This window comes from Vibrio sp. V04_P4A5T148 (assembly GCF_963875605.1).
In the GTDB taxonomy this organism is placed as follows: Bacteria; Pseudomonadota; Gammaproteobacteria; order Enterobacterales; family Vibrionaceae; genus Vibrio; species Vibrio anguillarum.
The window spans coordinates 58996-75837 of sequence record NZ_CAWNMS010000017.1 but is presented as its reverse complement, the minus strand read 5'-3'; the positions used below and the strand labels follow the sequence as shown (position 1 = coordinate 75837).

Here is a 16842-nt window from a genome sequence, read left to right as displayed (position 1 = left end):
TAGAGATCGCCGTCACATTGGCAACCCCTTTTTGCTGTTTTTTTTGATTTTCTATTTGTTCGAACAGAAAAAAGCCAAAAGACGCTAAAAATCGACTTTTTATTTACATTTTTTTAAAGTTATCACTAAAAAGAGATACTTTTTGCCAGTTTGTGTACTCAACTTCTTTTGAGGTGTCAGTTTCACCGCCAGTCAATGACATGATGAAACGAATCATCACCTTATCGAAAAAGTGATAACGTGGATAGTAAAGAGCACCAGCGAAAACTCCGATTAGCTTGGGTTGCCATGCTGATTTACTGAGAAAGGTTTTAATATAGACACTTCCTTCTGGAGTATCTTTACCCTGCGCTTCTTTTCTTGCAGTTAAGTTGACACAAAAGAACGCCGCTTTAGCGAGTGCTAATTGCTCGGCATGTTTTTCTATAAATTGATAAAGCTTTTTATTTAAATGTCCGTAGCGAATAGAAGCACCAATTAAGACTCGATCGTAAAGAGCTAAATCAATATCCTCAATTTGATGTAAATCGGCAAGTTCGCAATCAAACTCAGAAAGTTCCTCTTTTATATAGTTAAGAATTTTCTTGGTTTGACCTTCACGGGAAGAATAGAGAAAAAGAGCTTTTTGCACGGGATATCCTTAACTGCGCCAAAACGTAGGGGTAAGCAGTATTAATAGTGTAAAAATTTCTAAGCGACCAAAGAGCATCGAAACAACCAATACCCATTTTGCACTGTCATTAACATCCGCAAAGTGTACGGAGACTTGACCCAATCCAGGCCCTAAGTTATTCAATGTTGCCGCGACGGCAGAAAATGCACTCAGTTCATCCATCCCTGTTGCGATCAATGCCAACATACACGCCACGAAGACCAGTGCGTACGCTGAGAAAAATCCCCAAACCGCGTCAACAACTCGCTGTGAAAGAGCACTTCCGCCCACCTTAATCGTATACACGGCTCTTGGGTGGATAAGGCGTTTCATCTCACGAGCACCTTGTAAGGTAAGCAATAAGATACGGATCACTTTCATGCCACCGCCCGTAGAGCCAGCACACCCACCTATAAATGAAGAAAACAGCAATAATACAGGTAAGAATAACGGCCAATCTGCAAAACCTGTTGTGGTAAAGCCTGCCGTCGTCGAAATGGATACCGTTTGAAATAGCGCCTGATCAAAAGCGTCATAAAAAGAGTCGTAAGAATGGTGTTTGAGTAAAATCGAAAAGCAAACCGCAAACAAAATGACTTGTATAAGAGCGAAAGCTCTAAACTCTGGATCTTTAAGGTAATATTTTGGATGAACACCACCTGTCGCAAACGCCGCGTAATGGAGCGTAAAATTACAGGCTGAAATGAGCAAAAAAACAACCGTAATTAAATTGATCGCATAACTGTCAAAATACCCCATGCTTGCATCATGAGTCGAAAACCCACCAATAGCGATCGTAGAGAAGCTATGACAAATCGCATCAAATAGGGTCATCCCTGCTGCCCAAAAAGCAGTCGCGCAGGCAATCGTTAAGCTTAAATAGATGTACCAAAGTGCTTTAGCGGTTTCGGCGATTCTTGGAGTGACTTTAGTATCTTTGACCGGGCCTGGAATTTCTGCTCGATATAACTGCATTCCCCCAATTCCCAATACTGGCAAAATGGCCACCGCTAGAACGATGATCCCCATCCCACCAAACCATTGTAAAAACTGCCGATAGAACAAAATCGCTTTAGGTAATTCATCTAACCCAACAATGACGGTTGCTCCGGTGGTGGTTAATGCTGAAAACGATTCAAAAAACGCATCCGTCACCGATACATTAGGGTTATCCGCTAACCAAAATGGTAATGAACCCGCACTACCGATAACCGTCCAAAACAGTACAACGATCAAAAAACCGTCTCTGGCTTTCAATTCATGTCGATAGCGGCGGTTTGGAAACAAAAAAAACCGCCACACATCAACAATACAAAAAAGGTCGTGACAAAAGGCACACCTGCACCATCGCGGTACAACAAAGCCACCAGCGCAGGGGCAAGCATAGAGACACTAAATAGCGCGAGCAAAAGCCCGACGATACGAATAATAGATCGAATTTGCATTGCTTTTTCTGAAGCGAAGCTTCTGACTTCCTAATTATTTTTTATGGCGGTCACTACAGCTTTTGCACCGCTTTTATTAATGATAGTTTGAGTAAAGGCATCAAGATGGCGAAATTCTATCTCAACAAGAAATTTAACCTGTTCTTTATAATCGGCTTCGACTTCTAATGCTTCATACTGCGCGATGATGGATTGAGCAATCGGCACAAAACCGTAGTCTAACGTTAGGGATAATTTTGTGGTGATTTTTTTCTCAATAGTTTGAAGCTGCTTGAGTGCTTGTTGTACTCCGCCACCATAAGCTTTAACTAACCCACCAGTGCCAAGACGAATCCCACCATAATAACGAGTGACGACGGCCGTTAACTCCCCGACACTCGATCCGGCTAGCTGCGCCAATATCGGTTTGCCCGCCGTCCCTGATGGCTCACCATCATCACTAAAACCCCACAACATCGAATCTTCCGGTCGTCCGGCAACAAAGCCCCAGCAGTTATGTCTGGCATCGCTATGTTTTGTCTTTATTTGCGCAACGAAGGCTTTGGCAGCATCTACACTCGGAGTATGGGCCAAATAGGTAATAAAGAGGCTTTTTTTGATTTCCTCTTCAAATTGGGTGGGCAACGCTGGAATTAAATAAGGTTGTTCGTTCATGTGAAATCATAGATCGAGCGGATGGCAAGAGTGTAACACGTGCACTTAAAAAAGCAGCGCTGATCTCCATTCGCACTCAATGTTAAACAGTTGTTTAAAAAATGTATTGAAATTAAACAATCCTCAGGTCAAACTAAACCGACTGGTCAAACCAGAACCATTAATACAACAAAAACTCTCACACACGATCTTAAGGTTGTATGTCACGGAGATAGACAATGATTTACCAAGCCAACACCCTACAGGTAAAGGAATTACAAGATGGTATTGCGGAGTTGCGTTTCTGCTCCAAGGAGTCAGTGAACAAACTTGACCTTGCCACTCTTGAATCGCTCAACCATGCACTTGATGCCCTAAAAGCCCACCAAGGACTGAAAGGCCTTATTCTTACTTCCGATAAAGAATCTTTTATTGTCGGGGCTGATATCACTGAGTTTTTAGGTCTCTTTGCTAAACCTGCGCAAGAACTCGACCAATGGCTGCAATTTGCCAATAGCATTTTCAACAAACTAGAAGATCTACCCGTTCCGACACTAGCCGCTTTAACAGGGCACGCGCTAGGCGGTGGATGTGAGTGTGTACTCGCTACCGATTTCCGTATTGGTGACGCGACCACCAGCATAGGATTACCGGAAACAAAGCTTGGTATTATGCCGGGGTTCGGTGGCTGTGTGCGTCTGCCTCGTGTAATTGGTGCCGACAATGCTATGGAAGTGATCACTCAAGGCAAAGCATGTCGTGCTGAGGAAGCCCTTAAAATTGGACTGCTCGATGCGATTGTTGATAGCGACAAACTGCTTGAGTCAGCACTCAAAACCATCACATCGGCCATCAATGAAACCGTTGATTGGAAAATGCGTCGCCAGCAAAAAATGTCCGCGCTGACACTCAGCAAATTAGAAGCCATGATGAGCTTCACCATGGCCAAAGGCTTGGTTGCACAGCATGCCGGACCTCATTATCCAGCGCCAATAACCGCTGTTATTGCAATAGAAGAAGCCGCGCGCTGTAGCCGTGATGAAGCATTGGCCATTGAGCGTAAACACTTCGTTAAGCTCGCTCATTCTGAAGCGGCGAAATCCTTGGTCGGTTTATTCCTCAACGACCAATATATTAAAGCACTAGCAAAAAAAGCGGCCAAATCAGCCAATAAAGAAACCGGACGAGCGGCGGTACTTGGTGCGGGGATCATGGGCGGCGGCATTGCTTATCAATCGGCAGTAAAGGGCGTGCCTGTTTTGATGAAAGATATTGCTCAATCGTCCCTTAATTTAGGTATGACAGAGGCATCTAAGTTACTTAACAAGCAGCTAGAGCGCGGAAAAATTGATGGTTTTAAAATGGCCAGTGTGCTGGCATCGATTACGCCTAGCCTGCATTATGCGGGGATTGAGCAAGCGGATGTGATTGTTGAAGCTGTGGTTGAAAACCCGAAAATCAAAGCCGCGGTACTAAGTGAAGTCGAAGCCAATGTTGGTGAGGATGCGGTTATCACCTCGAACACCTCAACCATTCCAATCAACCTACTGGCCAAATCACTCAAACGTCCAGAAAACTTCTGTGGTATGCACTTTTTTAACCCAGTACATCGTATGCCATTGGTGGAAATTATTCGTGGTGAACACACTTCCGATGAAACCATCAATCGAGTTGTCGCTTACGCGGCCAAAATGGGTAAATCCCCCATCGTGGTCAATGACTGCCCTGGGTTCTTCGTAAACCGCGTACTTTTCCCTTACTTTGGTGGCTTTAGTTTATTACTGCGCGATGGCGCTGATTTCACTCAAATCGATAAAGTGATGGAACGTAAGTTTGGTTGGCCAATGGGCCCTGCTTATCTTCTAGATGTGGTCGGTATTGATACCGCTCACCATGCACAAGCAGTAATGGCACAAGGTTTCCCCGAACGTATGGGTAAACAGGGCCGCGATGCTATTGATGCACTGTTTGACGCCAATAAATATGGCCAGAAAAATGGCAGCGGTTTCTATCAATACACTTTAGATAAGAAAGGCAAACCGAAGAAAACTTTCTCTGAAGAGGTTCTCACTGTTCTTAACGTAGAATGTGGTGATAAACGTACTTTTGATGATCAAACCATCATTGAGCGCATGATGATTCCGATGATCAATGAAGTGGCACTCTGTTTAGAAGAGAAGATCATCGCTTCACCCCAAGAAGCTGATATGGCGTTGGTGTACGGCTTAGGGTTCCCTCCTTTTAGAGGCGGCGTATTCCGCTATCTCGATAGTCTTGGTTTACAAAACTACGTTGCAATGGCAAGCCAATACCAAGCATTGGGCGCGATGTATCATGTACCTCAACTGCTGCTTGATATGGCAGAAAAAGGCGAGACCTTCTACGGTGCTCAACAAGCAAGTTCTATCTAAGGAGAGATGTCCAAATGACTTCACATAAGAGAAATGTCGTAATTGTTGATTGCCTACGCACCCCGATGGGTCGTTCAAAAGGTGGGGCATTTCGTCATACTCGTGCGGAAGATTTATCTGCACATCTGATGAAAGGCATTTTAGCCCGTAATCCACAAGTCAACCCAAAAGAGATCGAAGATATCTACTGGGGTTGTGTGCAACAAACCTTAGAACAAGGCTTTAACGTCGCGCGTAATGCGGCACTGTTGGCTGGCTTGCCGATTGAAATTGGTGCCGTCACCGTTAACCGTTTATGTGGTTCATCAATGCAAGCACTGCATGATGCCACCCGCGCCATTATGGTTGGTGATGCTGAAATCTGCCTTGTGGGCGGCGTTGAGCATATGGGACACGTACCGATGAACCATGGCGTTGATTTCCATCCTGGCATGTCAAAAACCGTTGCCAAAGCTGCGGGGATGATGGGGTTAACGGCTGAGATGTTAGGTAAAATACACGGCATTAGCCGTGAGCAACAAGATGCCTTTGCCGCTCGTTCGCATCAACGCGCTTACGCAGCAACCGTTGAAGGTCGCTTCAAAAATGAAATCCTTCCCACCGAGGCTCATGCTGAAGATGGTACTCTGTTCACGCTCGATTTTGATGAAGTGATCCGCCCGGAAACCACTGTTGAGGGGCTAGCACAGTTGCGTCCTGTTTTTGACCCAGCCAATGGTACTGTAACGGCAGGCACCTCATCGGCTCTGTCCGATGGCGCATCGGCAATGTTGATCATGAGCGAAGAGAAAGCCAATGCGCTTGGCTTAAAGATTCGTGCGCGCGTGAAATCAATGGCCGTCGCTGGTTGCGATCCTTCAATTATGGGTTACGGGCCAGTTCCGGCGACCCATAAAGCGCTACAGCGCGCAGGCCTCACCATGCAAGATATGGATGTGATTGAGTTAAACGAAGCGTTTGCAGCTCAATCTCTACCTTGCGCGAAAGATCTCGGTTTGCTCGATGTAGTGGATGAGAAGATTAACCTAAATGGAGGGGCGATCGCGCTGGGTCATCCTCTCGGGTGTTCTGGCACGCGCATCTCAACCACACTGATTAACTTGATGGAAGCGAAAGACGCCAAATATGGTCTAGCAACGATGTGCATTGGTTTAGGCCAAGGCATTGCGACTATTTTTGAGCGCCCATAACCATTCTGTTTTTCTTCTCACTGAAGAGTCTTTTAAGAGCCAGCACTGCTGGCTCTTCTTATTAGGTTATTTAGCTTGAAGCCAATCACGATAAAGTTGATCGCTACTGCCCAGATAATTTACCATCCACTCGATCAATTTATGATTATCATCTTTGCGCCATACTAAACAGCATTGACTAAGCAGTTTATCAACGGTGAGAACCCGTTCAACCAACCCACCATCAACAATCAAAGGTTGTGCAATGTGTCTTGGCATGTAGCCCACACCGACTTCATTTTTTAAGCATTCAATCGCACTATACCAATTCGGTAAAAGTAAGCGCCGTTGCTGCGGGTAGTGATCCGTATGCCGCTTGGGTAATACACTTGACGTGTCATCCAAACAAATCGCCGGGAACTGACTGACAAAATCTTCGCTTAAATAGGGCTCTTGAGCACAAGGGTGATGAGGAGACATTACAAATGCCCAATCCAACACACCCATGTCACGCACTTCAAAATCACCACCGACAGGAATCGCAGAGGTTGCACCAATCACAATGTCAGCTCGACCTTGCGCAATAGCTTCCCATGAGCCATTAAACACTTCCATGTTGATTTGCAGCTCAGCAAACTCAAACGTGCGATAAAAATCTTCCACCAGCGGTTTCATTTTGTCGAGTTTGACCACGTTATCAAGCGTCAATTTTAGCGTTTTCTGCCAACCATGCGCCGCGCGTTTAGTTTGTGAACGAATCTCTTCCATCTGCCTAAGCAATTGGCGAGCCTCCACCATAAACAGCTCACCAGCGGGCGTCAGCTCCACCTTTCTAGGTAAACGGCGAAACAGCAGCACATCCAAATCTTGTTCGACTTGGCGAACGCCGTAGCTGATCGCTGACGGCACTTTATGCAAAACCTCCGCAGCGGCGGTAAAACTACCCAACCGTGCGACAGTATCAAGCATTTCTAATGAGGATTTAGAAAACATAAGCCTTCAATTTTTTTGATGAATAACCAACAAATTTAGCGTTTCATTTAATATTAAACGAAAAATAGAATAGATGAGTAGATAAATTAAGGTTGGCATAGATTAATGCTGGCCAAATATTGATTAATTTTTTTGAATGGTAATAAAAATGAAAGCATCAAAATTACAGTTGCTGTACTTAGCCGCGCTCTCTATGCTTGGCTTCATTGCCACAGACATGTACCTCCCTGCCTTTAAAGCAATGGAAATGGACTTTGCCACAGGGCCAGAGCAAATAGCCTTGTCTCTCACCGTTTTTCTGGTCGGTATGGCATTAGGTCAACTGGTGTGGGGCTTAGCTTCCGATAAATATGGTCACCGTAACACTTTAGCGGCTGGCCTAGTTCTCTTCACGTTAGCATCATTTGGTTTAGCTTTTAGCGAGCAGGTGTGGCAATTATTAGCGTTGCGCTTTGTGCAAGCTTTAGGGGTGTGTGCTCCCGCAGTGATCTGGCAAGCAATGGTAATTCAACGCTACCCAGCTAAAACAAGCCAGCAAATATTCGCCACCATCATGCCTTTGGTCGCGCTTTCACCCGCGCTTGCACCTCAATTAGGCGTCTTACTGGCCGATAACTTTGGTTGGCACAGTATTTTTGTGACATTGACATTAATGGGCGTTGCGCTTGTAGCCTGTACTTTTGCTCAAAAAAATGAACAATCACAACCCAAACAAACCTCAATTAAGCAAGATATCAAAGCTCTGCTCAGCACTAAAACCTACTTGGGTAATGTGATGATGTTTGCTTGCGCTTCTGCGGCCTTCTTTGCTTACTTGACTGGGATGCCAGAGATTATGGCACGCCTTGGTTATGCCGCTAAAGATATCGGTTTGAGTTTCATTCCTCAAACGATCGCTTTCATGGTTGGTGGCTACTTAGGTAAGGTGGGAGTGAATAAATTTGGTGACGAAAAAGTGCTCAAGCAGTTGATTGGCCTCTTCAGCGTTGCCACTTTATTAGTATTCATTGCATCACAGTGGCAACTGACCTCAATTTGGCCAATTTTGGCACCGTTTTGCTTAATAGCAGTTGCCAACGGAGCGCTTTACCCTATCGTGGTGAACCGCGCACTATCGAGTGCCAAACAAAGCCCAGCCACTGCAGCGGGTTTACAAAATAGCTTACAAATCTGCGTTAGTAGTTTAGCCAGCGCATTGGTCGCAACGTTGGCCAGCCAAGCACAAATGGTGACGGGTATTGCAATTATGATTTGTATGGGCGGGCTATGGATTGGTTATATCGTCTCGAACCGCGAACTTTCTCAACACTTCACCGCACCAGATAATGCACGCGTAGTCAGCGATGAAGAGTAAGTCTTTTAATAATAACTGATACAAAAAGCCGCTCATGATGAGCGGCTTTTTAATCGTTCATTTGTTAGCTACGCTTAACAGGACGCTTCCAACCATTGATTTTGCGCTCTTTCGCGCGAGTGATGACTAACTCACCTTCAGCAACGTTACTGCTTAGCGTAGTACCAGCACCAATCGTTGCACCATTGGCGATCGTTACAGGAGCAATCAACTGGCTGTCTGAACCGACAAACACATCATCACCAATTGTGGTTTTGAATTTATTGACACCATCGTAATTACAAGTGATAACGCCAGCTCCGACATTAACACGCTGGCCAATTTCAGCATCACCAAGATAAGTTAAGTGATTGGCTTTCGAACCTTCACCCAAACGAGTATTTTTTACTTCCACGAAGTTACCCACGTGAGCATCATTACGCAGTTCAGCACCAGGACGTAAACGGGTAAAAGGCCCAACGGTACAGTTTTCTGCAACGGTTGCCCCTTCAATGACGCTGTATGGACGGATCACTGTGTTGTCATCAATTTCGCAATCTTTAAGCACGCAACCCATGCCGATAATTACGTTATCACCCAAAGAGACATTTCCTTCGATGATGACGTTTGCATCAATCTCAACATCCATCCCACACTGTAATTCACCACGCAGATCAAAACGCGTAGGATCACGTAGCATCACACCTTGTTCTAATAGCTTTTTCGCTTGTGTTGCTTGATAAGCACGCTCTAAACGAGCCAGTTGAGCGCGATCATTTACTCCTTCCACTTCAATAGAGCTGGCAGGATGAACAGCCTCAACTGCGCGGCCTTCATTGTGCGCTGCAGCGATAACATCTGTCAGATAATATTCGCCTTGCGCGTTCTCATTACTTAAGCCTGACAACCAGCGTTTGAGATCGCGCCCCGTTGCCACCATCACGCCCGTATTGATCTCTTTAATTAACTTTTGCTCATCAGTGGCATCTTTTTGTTCAACAATCGCCACCACTGGGCCATGCTTACGCACGATACGGCCATAACCGGTTGGGTTATCCAGTACCACTGTCAGCAAGGCTATCCCATCATTAGGTTGCGCATCTAACAAGCTTTCCACGGTTTCTTCCGAGATCAATGGAACATCACCGTACAACACGAGGATCTTCTCATCGTCTTGGAAATGAGGCGAGGCTTGATCAACGGCATGGCCAGTTCCTAATTGATCCGCTTGCAGCACCCAGTTAACCGACTCTTCGGCAAGCGCTTGCTGCATTTGCTCACCACCATGACCATAAACCAAGTGGATATTTTGGGCACCTAAGCTATTGCACGTATCAATTACGTGTTTCACCATTGGCTTACCCGCCAGTGTGTGCAGCACTTTAGGCATATTAGAATACATTCGAGTACCTTTACCTGCTGCGAGGATCACTGCGCTAAATTTCATTGACAACCTATTGACGTTAAAAAAGTTAAGCCGCATTTTAGCGGTAATTAAAGAGATAGTTAATTTAACTAAATAATTTTCTGTTAAAAAATAAGCAAAAAGGCGACCTATAGGTCGCCTTTTTACATCACGTCTTAATTATAAAACACATTAACGACGTTTTTTGGTCAGCTCGATAACTCGTAACTGAGCCATGGCTTTAGCCAGTTCACTGGCCGCTTGTGCGAAGTTCATATCGCCATGCTGATTTGAAATATTCTCTTCAGCTTTGCGTTTGGCTTCTTCTGCCTTAGCTGCGTCTAGTTCTTCACCACGAATTGCCGTATCAGCCAGTACTGTAGCAGTACCCGGTTGCACTTCGACAATACCACCCGAAACATAAATAATTTCTTCGTGGCCGTGTAGCTTAACGATACGCACCATACCAGGCTTAATAGCGGTCAGCAGCGGTGTGTGACCATGGAAAATTCCCAGTTCACCTTCGCTACCGGTCACCTGAAACGTTTCGACTTGGCCAGAGAAGATTTTCTTCTCTGCACTGACGACGTCTAGGTGAAAGGTTATTGCTGCCATATCGCCTCCTAGTTAGCCTTATAGCTTCTTAGCATTCTCAATCGCATCGTCGATAGTACCGCAGTACATAAACGCTTGCTCTGGAATGTCATCGTATTCACCAGATAGAAGACCTTTGAAGCCACGTAGCGTCTCTTTTAGAGGTACGTAAACACCAGGGTCACCTGTAAATACTTCAGCTACGTGATAAGGCTGAGTTAGAAAACGTTCAATCTTACGTGCACGTGATACAACTTGCTTATCCGATTCAGACAACTCGTCCATACCCAAGATCGCAATGATGTCTTTCAGCTCTTTGTAGCGCTGAAGCGTCTGCTGAACGCCACGAGCGATGTCGTAGTGCTCTTGACCTACGACGAGTGGGTCTAGCTGACGAGACGTTGAATCGAGTGGGTCGATCGCTGGGTATAGGCCCATTGCTGCGATGTTACGGTTAAGTACAACCGTTGCATCCAAGTGCGCGAACGTTGTGGCTGGAGACGGGTCCGTCAAGTCATCTGCTGGTACATATACCGCCTGTACAGACGTGATAGAACCTTGCTTAGTTGACGTAATACGCTCCTGAAGCACACCCATTTCTTCTGCAAGAGTAGGTTGGTAACCTACCGCTGAAGGCATACGACCTAGCAGTGCTGATACTTCCGTACCGGCAAGCGTGTAACGGTAGATGTTATCGATGAACAGAAGTACGTCACGACCTTCGTCACGGAAACGTTCTGCCATTGTCAAACCCGTCAGTGCAACACGTAGACGGTTGCCTGGTGGCTCGTTCATCTGTCCGTAAACCATCGCTACTTTTGATTTTTCAGGCTCTTCGATGTTTACAACACCGGCTTCCTGCATCTCATAGTAGAAATCGTTACCTTCACGAGTACGTTCACCAACACCCGCAAATACTGAAAGACCTGAGTGTTGCAGTGCGATGTTGTTGATAAGTTCCATCATGTTAACGGTCTTACCTACACCTGCACCACCAAATAGACCGATTTTACCACCCTTAGAGAATGGACAAACCAAATCGATTACTTTTACACCGGTTTCAAGAAGAGCAGTTTCGTTTGATTGCTCTTCATAGCTTGGAGCTGGACGGTGGATAGAGTAAAGCTCTTCCGCACCGATTTCACCACGCTCATCAATCGCATCACCAAGCACGTTCATGATACGACCTAAAGTCTTAATACCGACTGGTACTGAAATTGGAGCGCCAGTATTTTCAACTATCAAACCACGACGTAAACCATCAGAGCTACCCATTACGATTGCGCGAATCACGCCACCGCCAAGCTGCTGTTGAACTTCAAGAACGAGACGTTCTTTTGAATCCACAACATTCAGAGCATCGTAAACACTTGGTACTTCGCCCTGTGGGAACTCTACGTCGACTACCGCACCGATGATCTGTACGATCTTACCTGTAGCCATCGTTAATCCTCTAAACTGTTTGTTTTACCTAAGCTTAAACCGCTGCTGCACCAGAAACGATTTCCGATAGTTCTTGTGTAATCGCCGCCTGACGGGCTTTGTTATACACAAGCTGTAAATCATCAATCAAGTTGCTTGCGTTATCGGTAGCTGCTTTCATCGCAATCATTCGAGCAGCTTGCTCACAAGCAAGATTCTCAACCACACCCTGATAAACCTGAGACTCTACATAACGCAGCAATAGTGCATCGAGTAGAGGCTTTGGTTCAGGCTCATAGATGTAATCCCAAGAATGTTCGCGTTTCATCTCTTCGCTATTCGATCTAGGCAAAGGTAGTAATTGATCGATCGTTGGTTCTTGAACCATAGTATTCACAAATTTGTTGAACACTACGTATAGGCGATCCAACTCACCTGCATCATATTTCTTCAGCATAACACCAACGGAACCGATCAAATCTTCCAAGGTTGGGCTATCGCCCAAACCAGAGACTTGAGCAGCGACTTTAGCGCCACTGTTTCTAAAGAAAGCCGTTGCCTTTGAGCCCACAATTGCCAGCTCAACCTCAGCACCTTTCTCCGACCAATCTTTCATGTCATGTAGAGCTTTTTTGAACAAGTTCACGTTCAAACCACCACACAAACCACGGTCTGTTGAAATAATGATGTAACCAACACGTTTGGCTTCGCGCTCTTCTAGATAAGGATGACGATATTCTAGATTTGCACTCGCCACATGACCGATCACTTTACGCATTGTTTCAGCGTATGGACGAGAAGCTTCCATGCCGTCTTGCGAACGACGCATTTTTGAAGCTGCTACCATTTCCATCGCTTTCGTAATTTTCTGCGTGCTTTTAACACTACCGATTTTATTACGTATCTCTTTTGCGCCGGCCATCGTTTTACTCTCTTTTAAGGTAATCCGTTATTGGTCAGTGGTGACCCTAAGGTCACCCACCAATTACCAGGTCTGGGTTGCCTTGAAATCGTCAACCAGTTTCTTGAACTGAGCTTCGATTTCATCGTTATAAGCACCCGATTTGTCGATATCTTTTACAAGATCAACATATTGACCACGAGCATACGACAGTAGAGCAGATTCAAAATCAGCCAGTTTATTCAACGCAACATCATTTAAATAACCACGCTCTGCCGCAAAGATAACCAACGCTTGGTCAAACACAGACATCGGAGCATATTGTTTCTGCTTCATCAGCTCTGTTACTTTCTGACCATGGTTTAGCTGTCTCTTCGTCGCTTCATCAAGATCTGACGAGAACTGAGCAAATGCAGCAAGTTCACGGTACTGTGCAAGCGCGGTACGGATACCACCTGACAGTTTCTTGATGATTTTCGTCTGAGCGGCACCACCTACACGAGATACTGAAATACCAGGGTCAACGGCTGGGCGAACACCCGCGTTGAATAGTTCAGTTTGTAGGAAGATCTGACCATCGGTAATCGAGATTACGTTAGTCGGTACGAATGCTGAAACGTCACCCGCTTGTGTTTCAATGATAGGTAGAGCGGTTAAAGAACCGGTTTTACCTTTCACTTCACCCTTAGTGAAACGTTCTACATACTCTTCGCTGACACGAGCAGCACGCTCAAGTAGACGAGAGTGGAGATAGAAAACGTCACCTGGGAATGCTTCACGGCCTGGTGGGCGTTTGAGTAGTAGTGAGATCTGACGGTAAGCAACCGCTTGTTTAGATAAGTCATCATAAACAATCAGTGCATCTTCACCGCGATCGCGGAAGTATTCACCCATTGCACAACCTGCATATGGCGCAAGGTATTGCAATGCCGCTGATTCAGAAGCCGATGCAACAACCACAACTGTGTTTGCAAGCGCGCCGTGCTCTTCTAATTTGCGTACTACGTTAGCGATAGTTGAGGCTTTTTGGCCAATCGCAACATAGATAGAGTAAATACCTGAATCTTTTTGGTTAATAATTGCGTCGATCGCCATTGCTGTTTTACCAGTTTGACGGTCACCGATGATAAGTTCACGTTGGCCACGACCGATTGGGATCATAGAGTCAACTGACTTATAGCCGGTTTGTACTGGTTGATCGACTGATTTACGGTCGATTACACCAGGTGCAATCATTTCAACAGGTGAAGACAATTTCGCTTCGATAGGACCTTTACCATCGATAGGCTGACCGAGTGTATTCACTACGCGACCTAACAATTCAGGACCAACTGGCACTTCAAGAATACGACCAGAACCTGTCACTTTCATGCCTTCCTTAAGGTCAGCATATGGGCCCATGACAACCGCACCAACCGAGTCACGCTCAAGGTTAAGTGCAAGTGCATAACGGCCACTCGGTAATTCAATCATTTCACCTTGCATCACGTCCGCTAGGCCGTGAATGCGAATGATACCATCGCTTACCGATACGATAGTACCTTCATTGCGAGCTTCACTAACAACGTCGAAAGATTCGATACGTTGTTTAATTAGATCGCTAATTTCCGTGGAATTAAGTTGCATGCTCCAATCCCCATCAAGACTGTAATGCATCGCTCAGGCGGTTTAAACGACCGCGGGCTGAGTTATCGATGACAAGGTCTCCGGCTCGAATTATAACCCCACCAAGTAGGGTCTCATCTATACTGCAATTCAGCTGAACTTTGCGTTCAAGACGCTGCTCAAGTTTGGTGCTGATATTGACAAGCTGTTCATCAGAAAGCTCAGTTGCTGAAATCACTTCAACATCCATCTGCTTCTCATGCTCTTGTTTCAGAGCAAAGAACTGTTCACTAACATCAGGAAGAGCCTTTAATCGGCCATTCTCAGCCATCACCTTTAACAGGTTCTGGCCATAAACATCAAACTGTTCGCCACAAATTGCGATGAAAATTTCCGCTAATTTCTCAGCCGAAACAGAGCCCGTTAGTAGCTCTTTCATTTGCTCGTTCTTTGCGACCTCGGCAGCAAAAGCTAACATCTGACCCCATTGGTCAAGTTGCTTTTTCTCTACCGCAAAATCGAATGCTGCTTTAGCATAGGGGCGTGCAATTGTAGTCAAATCAGACATAAAGCGCCCCCATCCTTAAAGTCTTGCAGTAATGTTGTCGAGAATATCTTTGTGCGCATCTTTATCGATAGAACGCTCAAGGATTTTCTCAGCACCAGCTACAGCCAGAGTTGCAACTTGTTTACGCAGCTCATCGCGGGCACGGTTACGTTCAGATTCAAGTTCAGCTTCCGCTTGAGCAAGGATTTTCTGGCGTTCTGCCTGAGCTTCCTCACGTGCTTCGTCTAAAATTTGAGCTTTACGTTTATTTGCCTGTTCGATGACCTCAGTTGCAGTGCGCTTCGCTTCTTTCATTTGTTCAGAAGCGTTGGCTTGTGCTAGATCCAAGTTTTTAGCAGCACGCTCAGCGGCTGAAAGACCGTCAGCAATTTTCTTCTGACGCTCTTCGATCGCATTCATGATTGGCGGCCATACATATTTCATGCAGAACCACACAAACAGTGCAAACGCGATTGCTTGACCTAGCAGAGTTGCGTTCATATTCACAACAGCTACCCCTCTATTTGTTCACCAACGAAAAGTATTAATCAACGACAAATCATCAATTTGTGTGATCGGTTGATTAACCTAGTTGACCAACAAATGGGTTCGCGAAAGTGAATAGAAGCGCAATTACGATACCGATCATAGGAACCGCATCAAGTAGACCCGCGATGATAAACATCTTAACTTGTAGCATAGGAGCCATTTCTGGTTGACGAGCAGCACCTTCAAGGAATTTACCGCCTAGAAGTGCGAAACCAATCGCTGTACCAAGAGAAGCAAGACCGACGATAATACCTACGGCGATTGCAGAAAAGCTCAGTAAAGTTTCCATTACTATCTCCAATTTATAGTTGTTGGCTTATGTGCCCAAATAAAAAGCTTTAAAAAATTAATGATCACTATCTTCGTGTGCCATTGATAGATAAACAATAGTCAGCATCATGAACACGAAAGATTGAATCAGAATTACCAGAATATGGAAAATCGCCCACGGTAGTGAACCCATCCATTGTAGCCACCATGGTAGCATCGCTGCGATAAGAATAAATACCACCTCACCTGCGAACATGTTACCGAATAGACGCATACCGAGTGAGAGAGGTTTCGCAAGTAACGATACCACTTCAATAAGTAGGTTAAACGGAATCATGGTCCAGTGATTGAATGGATGTAGAGCTAATTCTTTCGCAAAACCACCTAGGCCTTTCACTTTGATGCTGTAGTAAATCATCAGAGCAAATACGCCTAGAGCCATAGCCATGGTGATATTCACATCAGCTGACGGAACCACTTTTAGATAAGGGATACCAAGCCAATGTTGTGCTGGATACGGTAAGAAATCGATGGGCACTAAGTCCATGATGTTCATTAACAATACCCAACAAAAGATAGTCAGTGCCAGCGGTGCTATAAGTGGATTGCGTCCATGAAAGGTGTCTTTGACGTTTTGATCGACAAATTCTACCAATATTTCAACAAAACACTGCAGCTTACCGGGTACACCCGCTGTTGCTTTCTTTGCTACAGAGCGAAATATCCATAGGAATATTAAGCCAGTAAACAAGGAAAAAAACAGGCTATCGATATGTACGTTCCAGAAACTCGTCTCACTAATTGACAGCCCCAAATCGTAATGCTCAGAAATCTTCGCAAGAGAGAGGTTCGTCAAGTGGTGTTCAATGTATCCGGACGATGTTAGCGCTTCACCTGGCGCAGCCATAACTCA

General features: G+C 45.3%; 15 protein-coding genes and 1 pseudogene. 3 read left to right on the top strand and 13 right to left on the bottom strand.

From position 1 onward, the window contains the following. Positions 1-103: 103 nt before the first annotated feature. The 3 genes and pseudogenes from hemG to AACT18_RS01325 form a co-directional block, all read right to left on the bottom strand. Positions 104-631: a menaquinone-dependent protoporphyrinogen IX dehydrogenase gene (gene hemG, locus AACT18_RS01335; RefSeq protein ID WP_094143478.1), complete on the bottom strand. Its 528-nt coding sequence runs from the start codon at positions 629-631 to the stop codon at positions 104-106. Between the two features lie 9 nt (positions 632-640). Next, positions 641-2097: pseudogene (locus AACT18_RS01330) on the bottom strand (TrkH family potassium uptake protein). 30 nt (positions 2098-2127) lie between these two features. Further along, positions 2128-2751: a YigZ family protein gene (locus tag AACT18_RS01325; protein WP_094125802.1), complete on the bottom strand. Its 624-nt coding sequence runs from the start codon at positions 2749-2751 to the stop codon at positions 2128-2130. A gap of 218 nt (positions 2752-2969) precedes the next feature. Between AACT18_RS01325 and fadB the strand changes: the two genes are divergently transcribed. Together fadB and fadA are read left to right on the top strand one after the other, a co-directional pair. Then, positions 2970-5141, top strand: coding sequence for a fatty acid oxidation complex subunit alpha FadB (gene fadB, locus AACT18_RS01320; protein ID WP_094124312.1), 2172 nt, complete (start codon positions 2970-2972; stop codon positions 5139-5141). Positions 5142-5155: 14 nt separating this feature from the next. After that, positions 5156-6331 (top strand): acetyl-CoA C-acyltransferase FadA, encoded by a 1176-nt coding sequence (fadA, locus tag AACT18_RS01315; RefSeq protein WP_094125803.1) that lies wholly within the window; start codon positions 5156-5158, stop codon positions 6329-6331. Between the two features lie 66 nt (positions 6332-6397). On the opposite strand, the gene punR is transcribed toward fadA, so the two are convergent. Then, positions 6398-7303, bottom strand: a complete 906-nt coding sequence (punR, locus tag AACT18_RS01310) for a DNA-binding transcriptional activator PunR (protein ID WP_017046374.1) — start codon at positions 7301-7303, stop codon at positions 6398-6400. Positions 7304-7451: 148 nt separating this feature from the next. Between punR and punC the strand changes: the two genes are divergently transcribed. Continuing rightward, positions 7452-8657 carry a purine nucleoside transporter PunC gene (punC, locus tag AACT18_RS01305; protein ID WP_026027660.1) on the top strand — a complete coding sequence of 402 codons (1206 nt, stop codon included), beginning with the start codon at positions 7452-7454 and terminating at the stop codon, positions 8655-8657. A gap of 64 nt (positions 8658-8721) precedes the next feature. On the opposite strand, the gene glmU is transcribed toward punC, so the two are convergent. The 9 genes from glmU to atpB form a co-directional block, all read right to left on the bottom strand. Beyond that, positions 8722-10083: a bifunctional UDP-N-acetylglucosamine diphosphorylase/glucosamine-1-phosphate N-acetyltransferase GlmU gene (gene glmU, locus AACT18_RS01300; protein WP_026029111.1), complete on the bottom strand. Its 1362-nt coding sequence runs from the start codon at positions 10081-10083 to the stop codon at positions 8722-8724. Positions 10084-10233: 150 nt separating this feature from the next. Next, positions 10234-10656, bottom strand: coding sequence for a F0F1 ATP synthase subunit epsilon (locus tag AACT18_RS01295; protein WP_013855597.1), 423 nt, complete (start codon positions 10654-10656; stop codon positions 10234-10236). An 18-nt stretch (positions 10657-10674) separates the two neighbouring features. Beyond that, complete coding sequence (gene atpD, locus AACT18_RS01290) at positions 10675-12078, bottom strand: F0F1 ATP synthase subunit beta (protein WP_094125305.1); 1404 nt, start codon at positions 12076-12078, stop codon at positions 10675-10677. Between the two features lie 34 nt (positions 12079-12112). Beyond that, positions 12113-12979: a F0F1 ATP synthase subunit gamma gene (gene atpG, locus AACT18_RS01285; protein WP_013855594.1), complete on the bottom strand. Its 867-nt coding sequence runs from the start codon at positions 12977-12979 to the stop codon at positions 12113-12115. Positions 12980-13042: 63 nt separating this feature from the next. Further along, positions 13043-14584, bottom strand: a complete 1542-nt coding sequence (gene atpA, locus AACT18_RS01280; RefSeq protein ID WP_026027662.1) for a F0F1 ATP synthase subunit alpha — start codon at positions 14582-14584, stop codon at positions 13043-13045. Positions 14585-14597: 13 nt separating this feature from the next. Then, positions 14598-15131 (bottom strand): F0F1 ATP synthase subunit delta, encoded by a 534-nt coding sequence (gene atpH, locus AACT18_RS01275; RefSeq protein ID WP_013855592.1) that lies wholly within the window; start codon positions 15129-15131, stop codon positions 14598-14600. 15 nt (positions 15132-15146) lie between these two features. After that, entirely contained in the window at positions 15147-15617 is a 471-nt protein-coding gene (atpF, locus tag AACT18_RS01270) for a F0F1 ATP synthase subunit B (protein WP_013855591.1), read from the bottom strand. Positions 15618-15693: 76 nt separating this feature from the next. After that, entirely contained in the window at positions 15694-15948 is a 255-nt protein-coding gene (atpE, locus tag AACT18_RS01265) for a F0F1 ATP synthase subunit C (RefSeq protein WP_002540812.1), read from the bottom strand. A gap of 57 nt (positions 15949-16005) precedes the next feature. Continuing rightward, positions 16006-16836, bottom strand: coding sequence for a F0F1 ATP synthase subunit A (atpB, locus tag AACT18_RS01260; protein ID WP_013855589.1), 831 nt, complete (start codon positions 16834-16836; stop codon positions 16006-16008). Positions 16837-16842 lie beyond the last annotated feature (6 nt).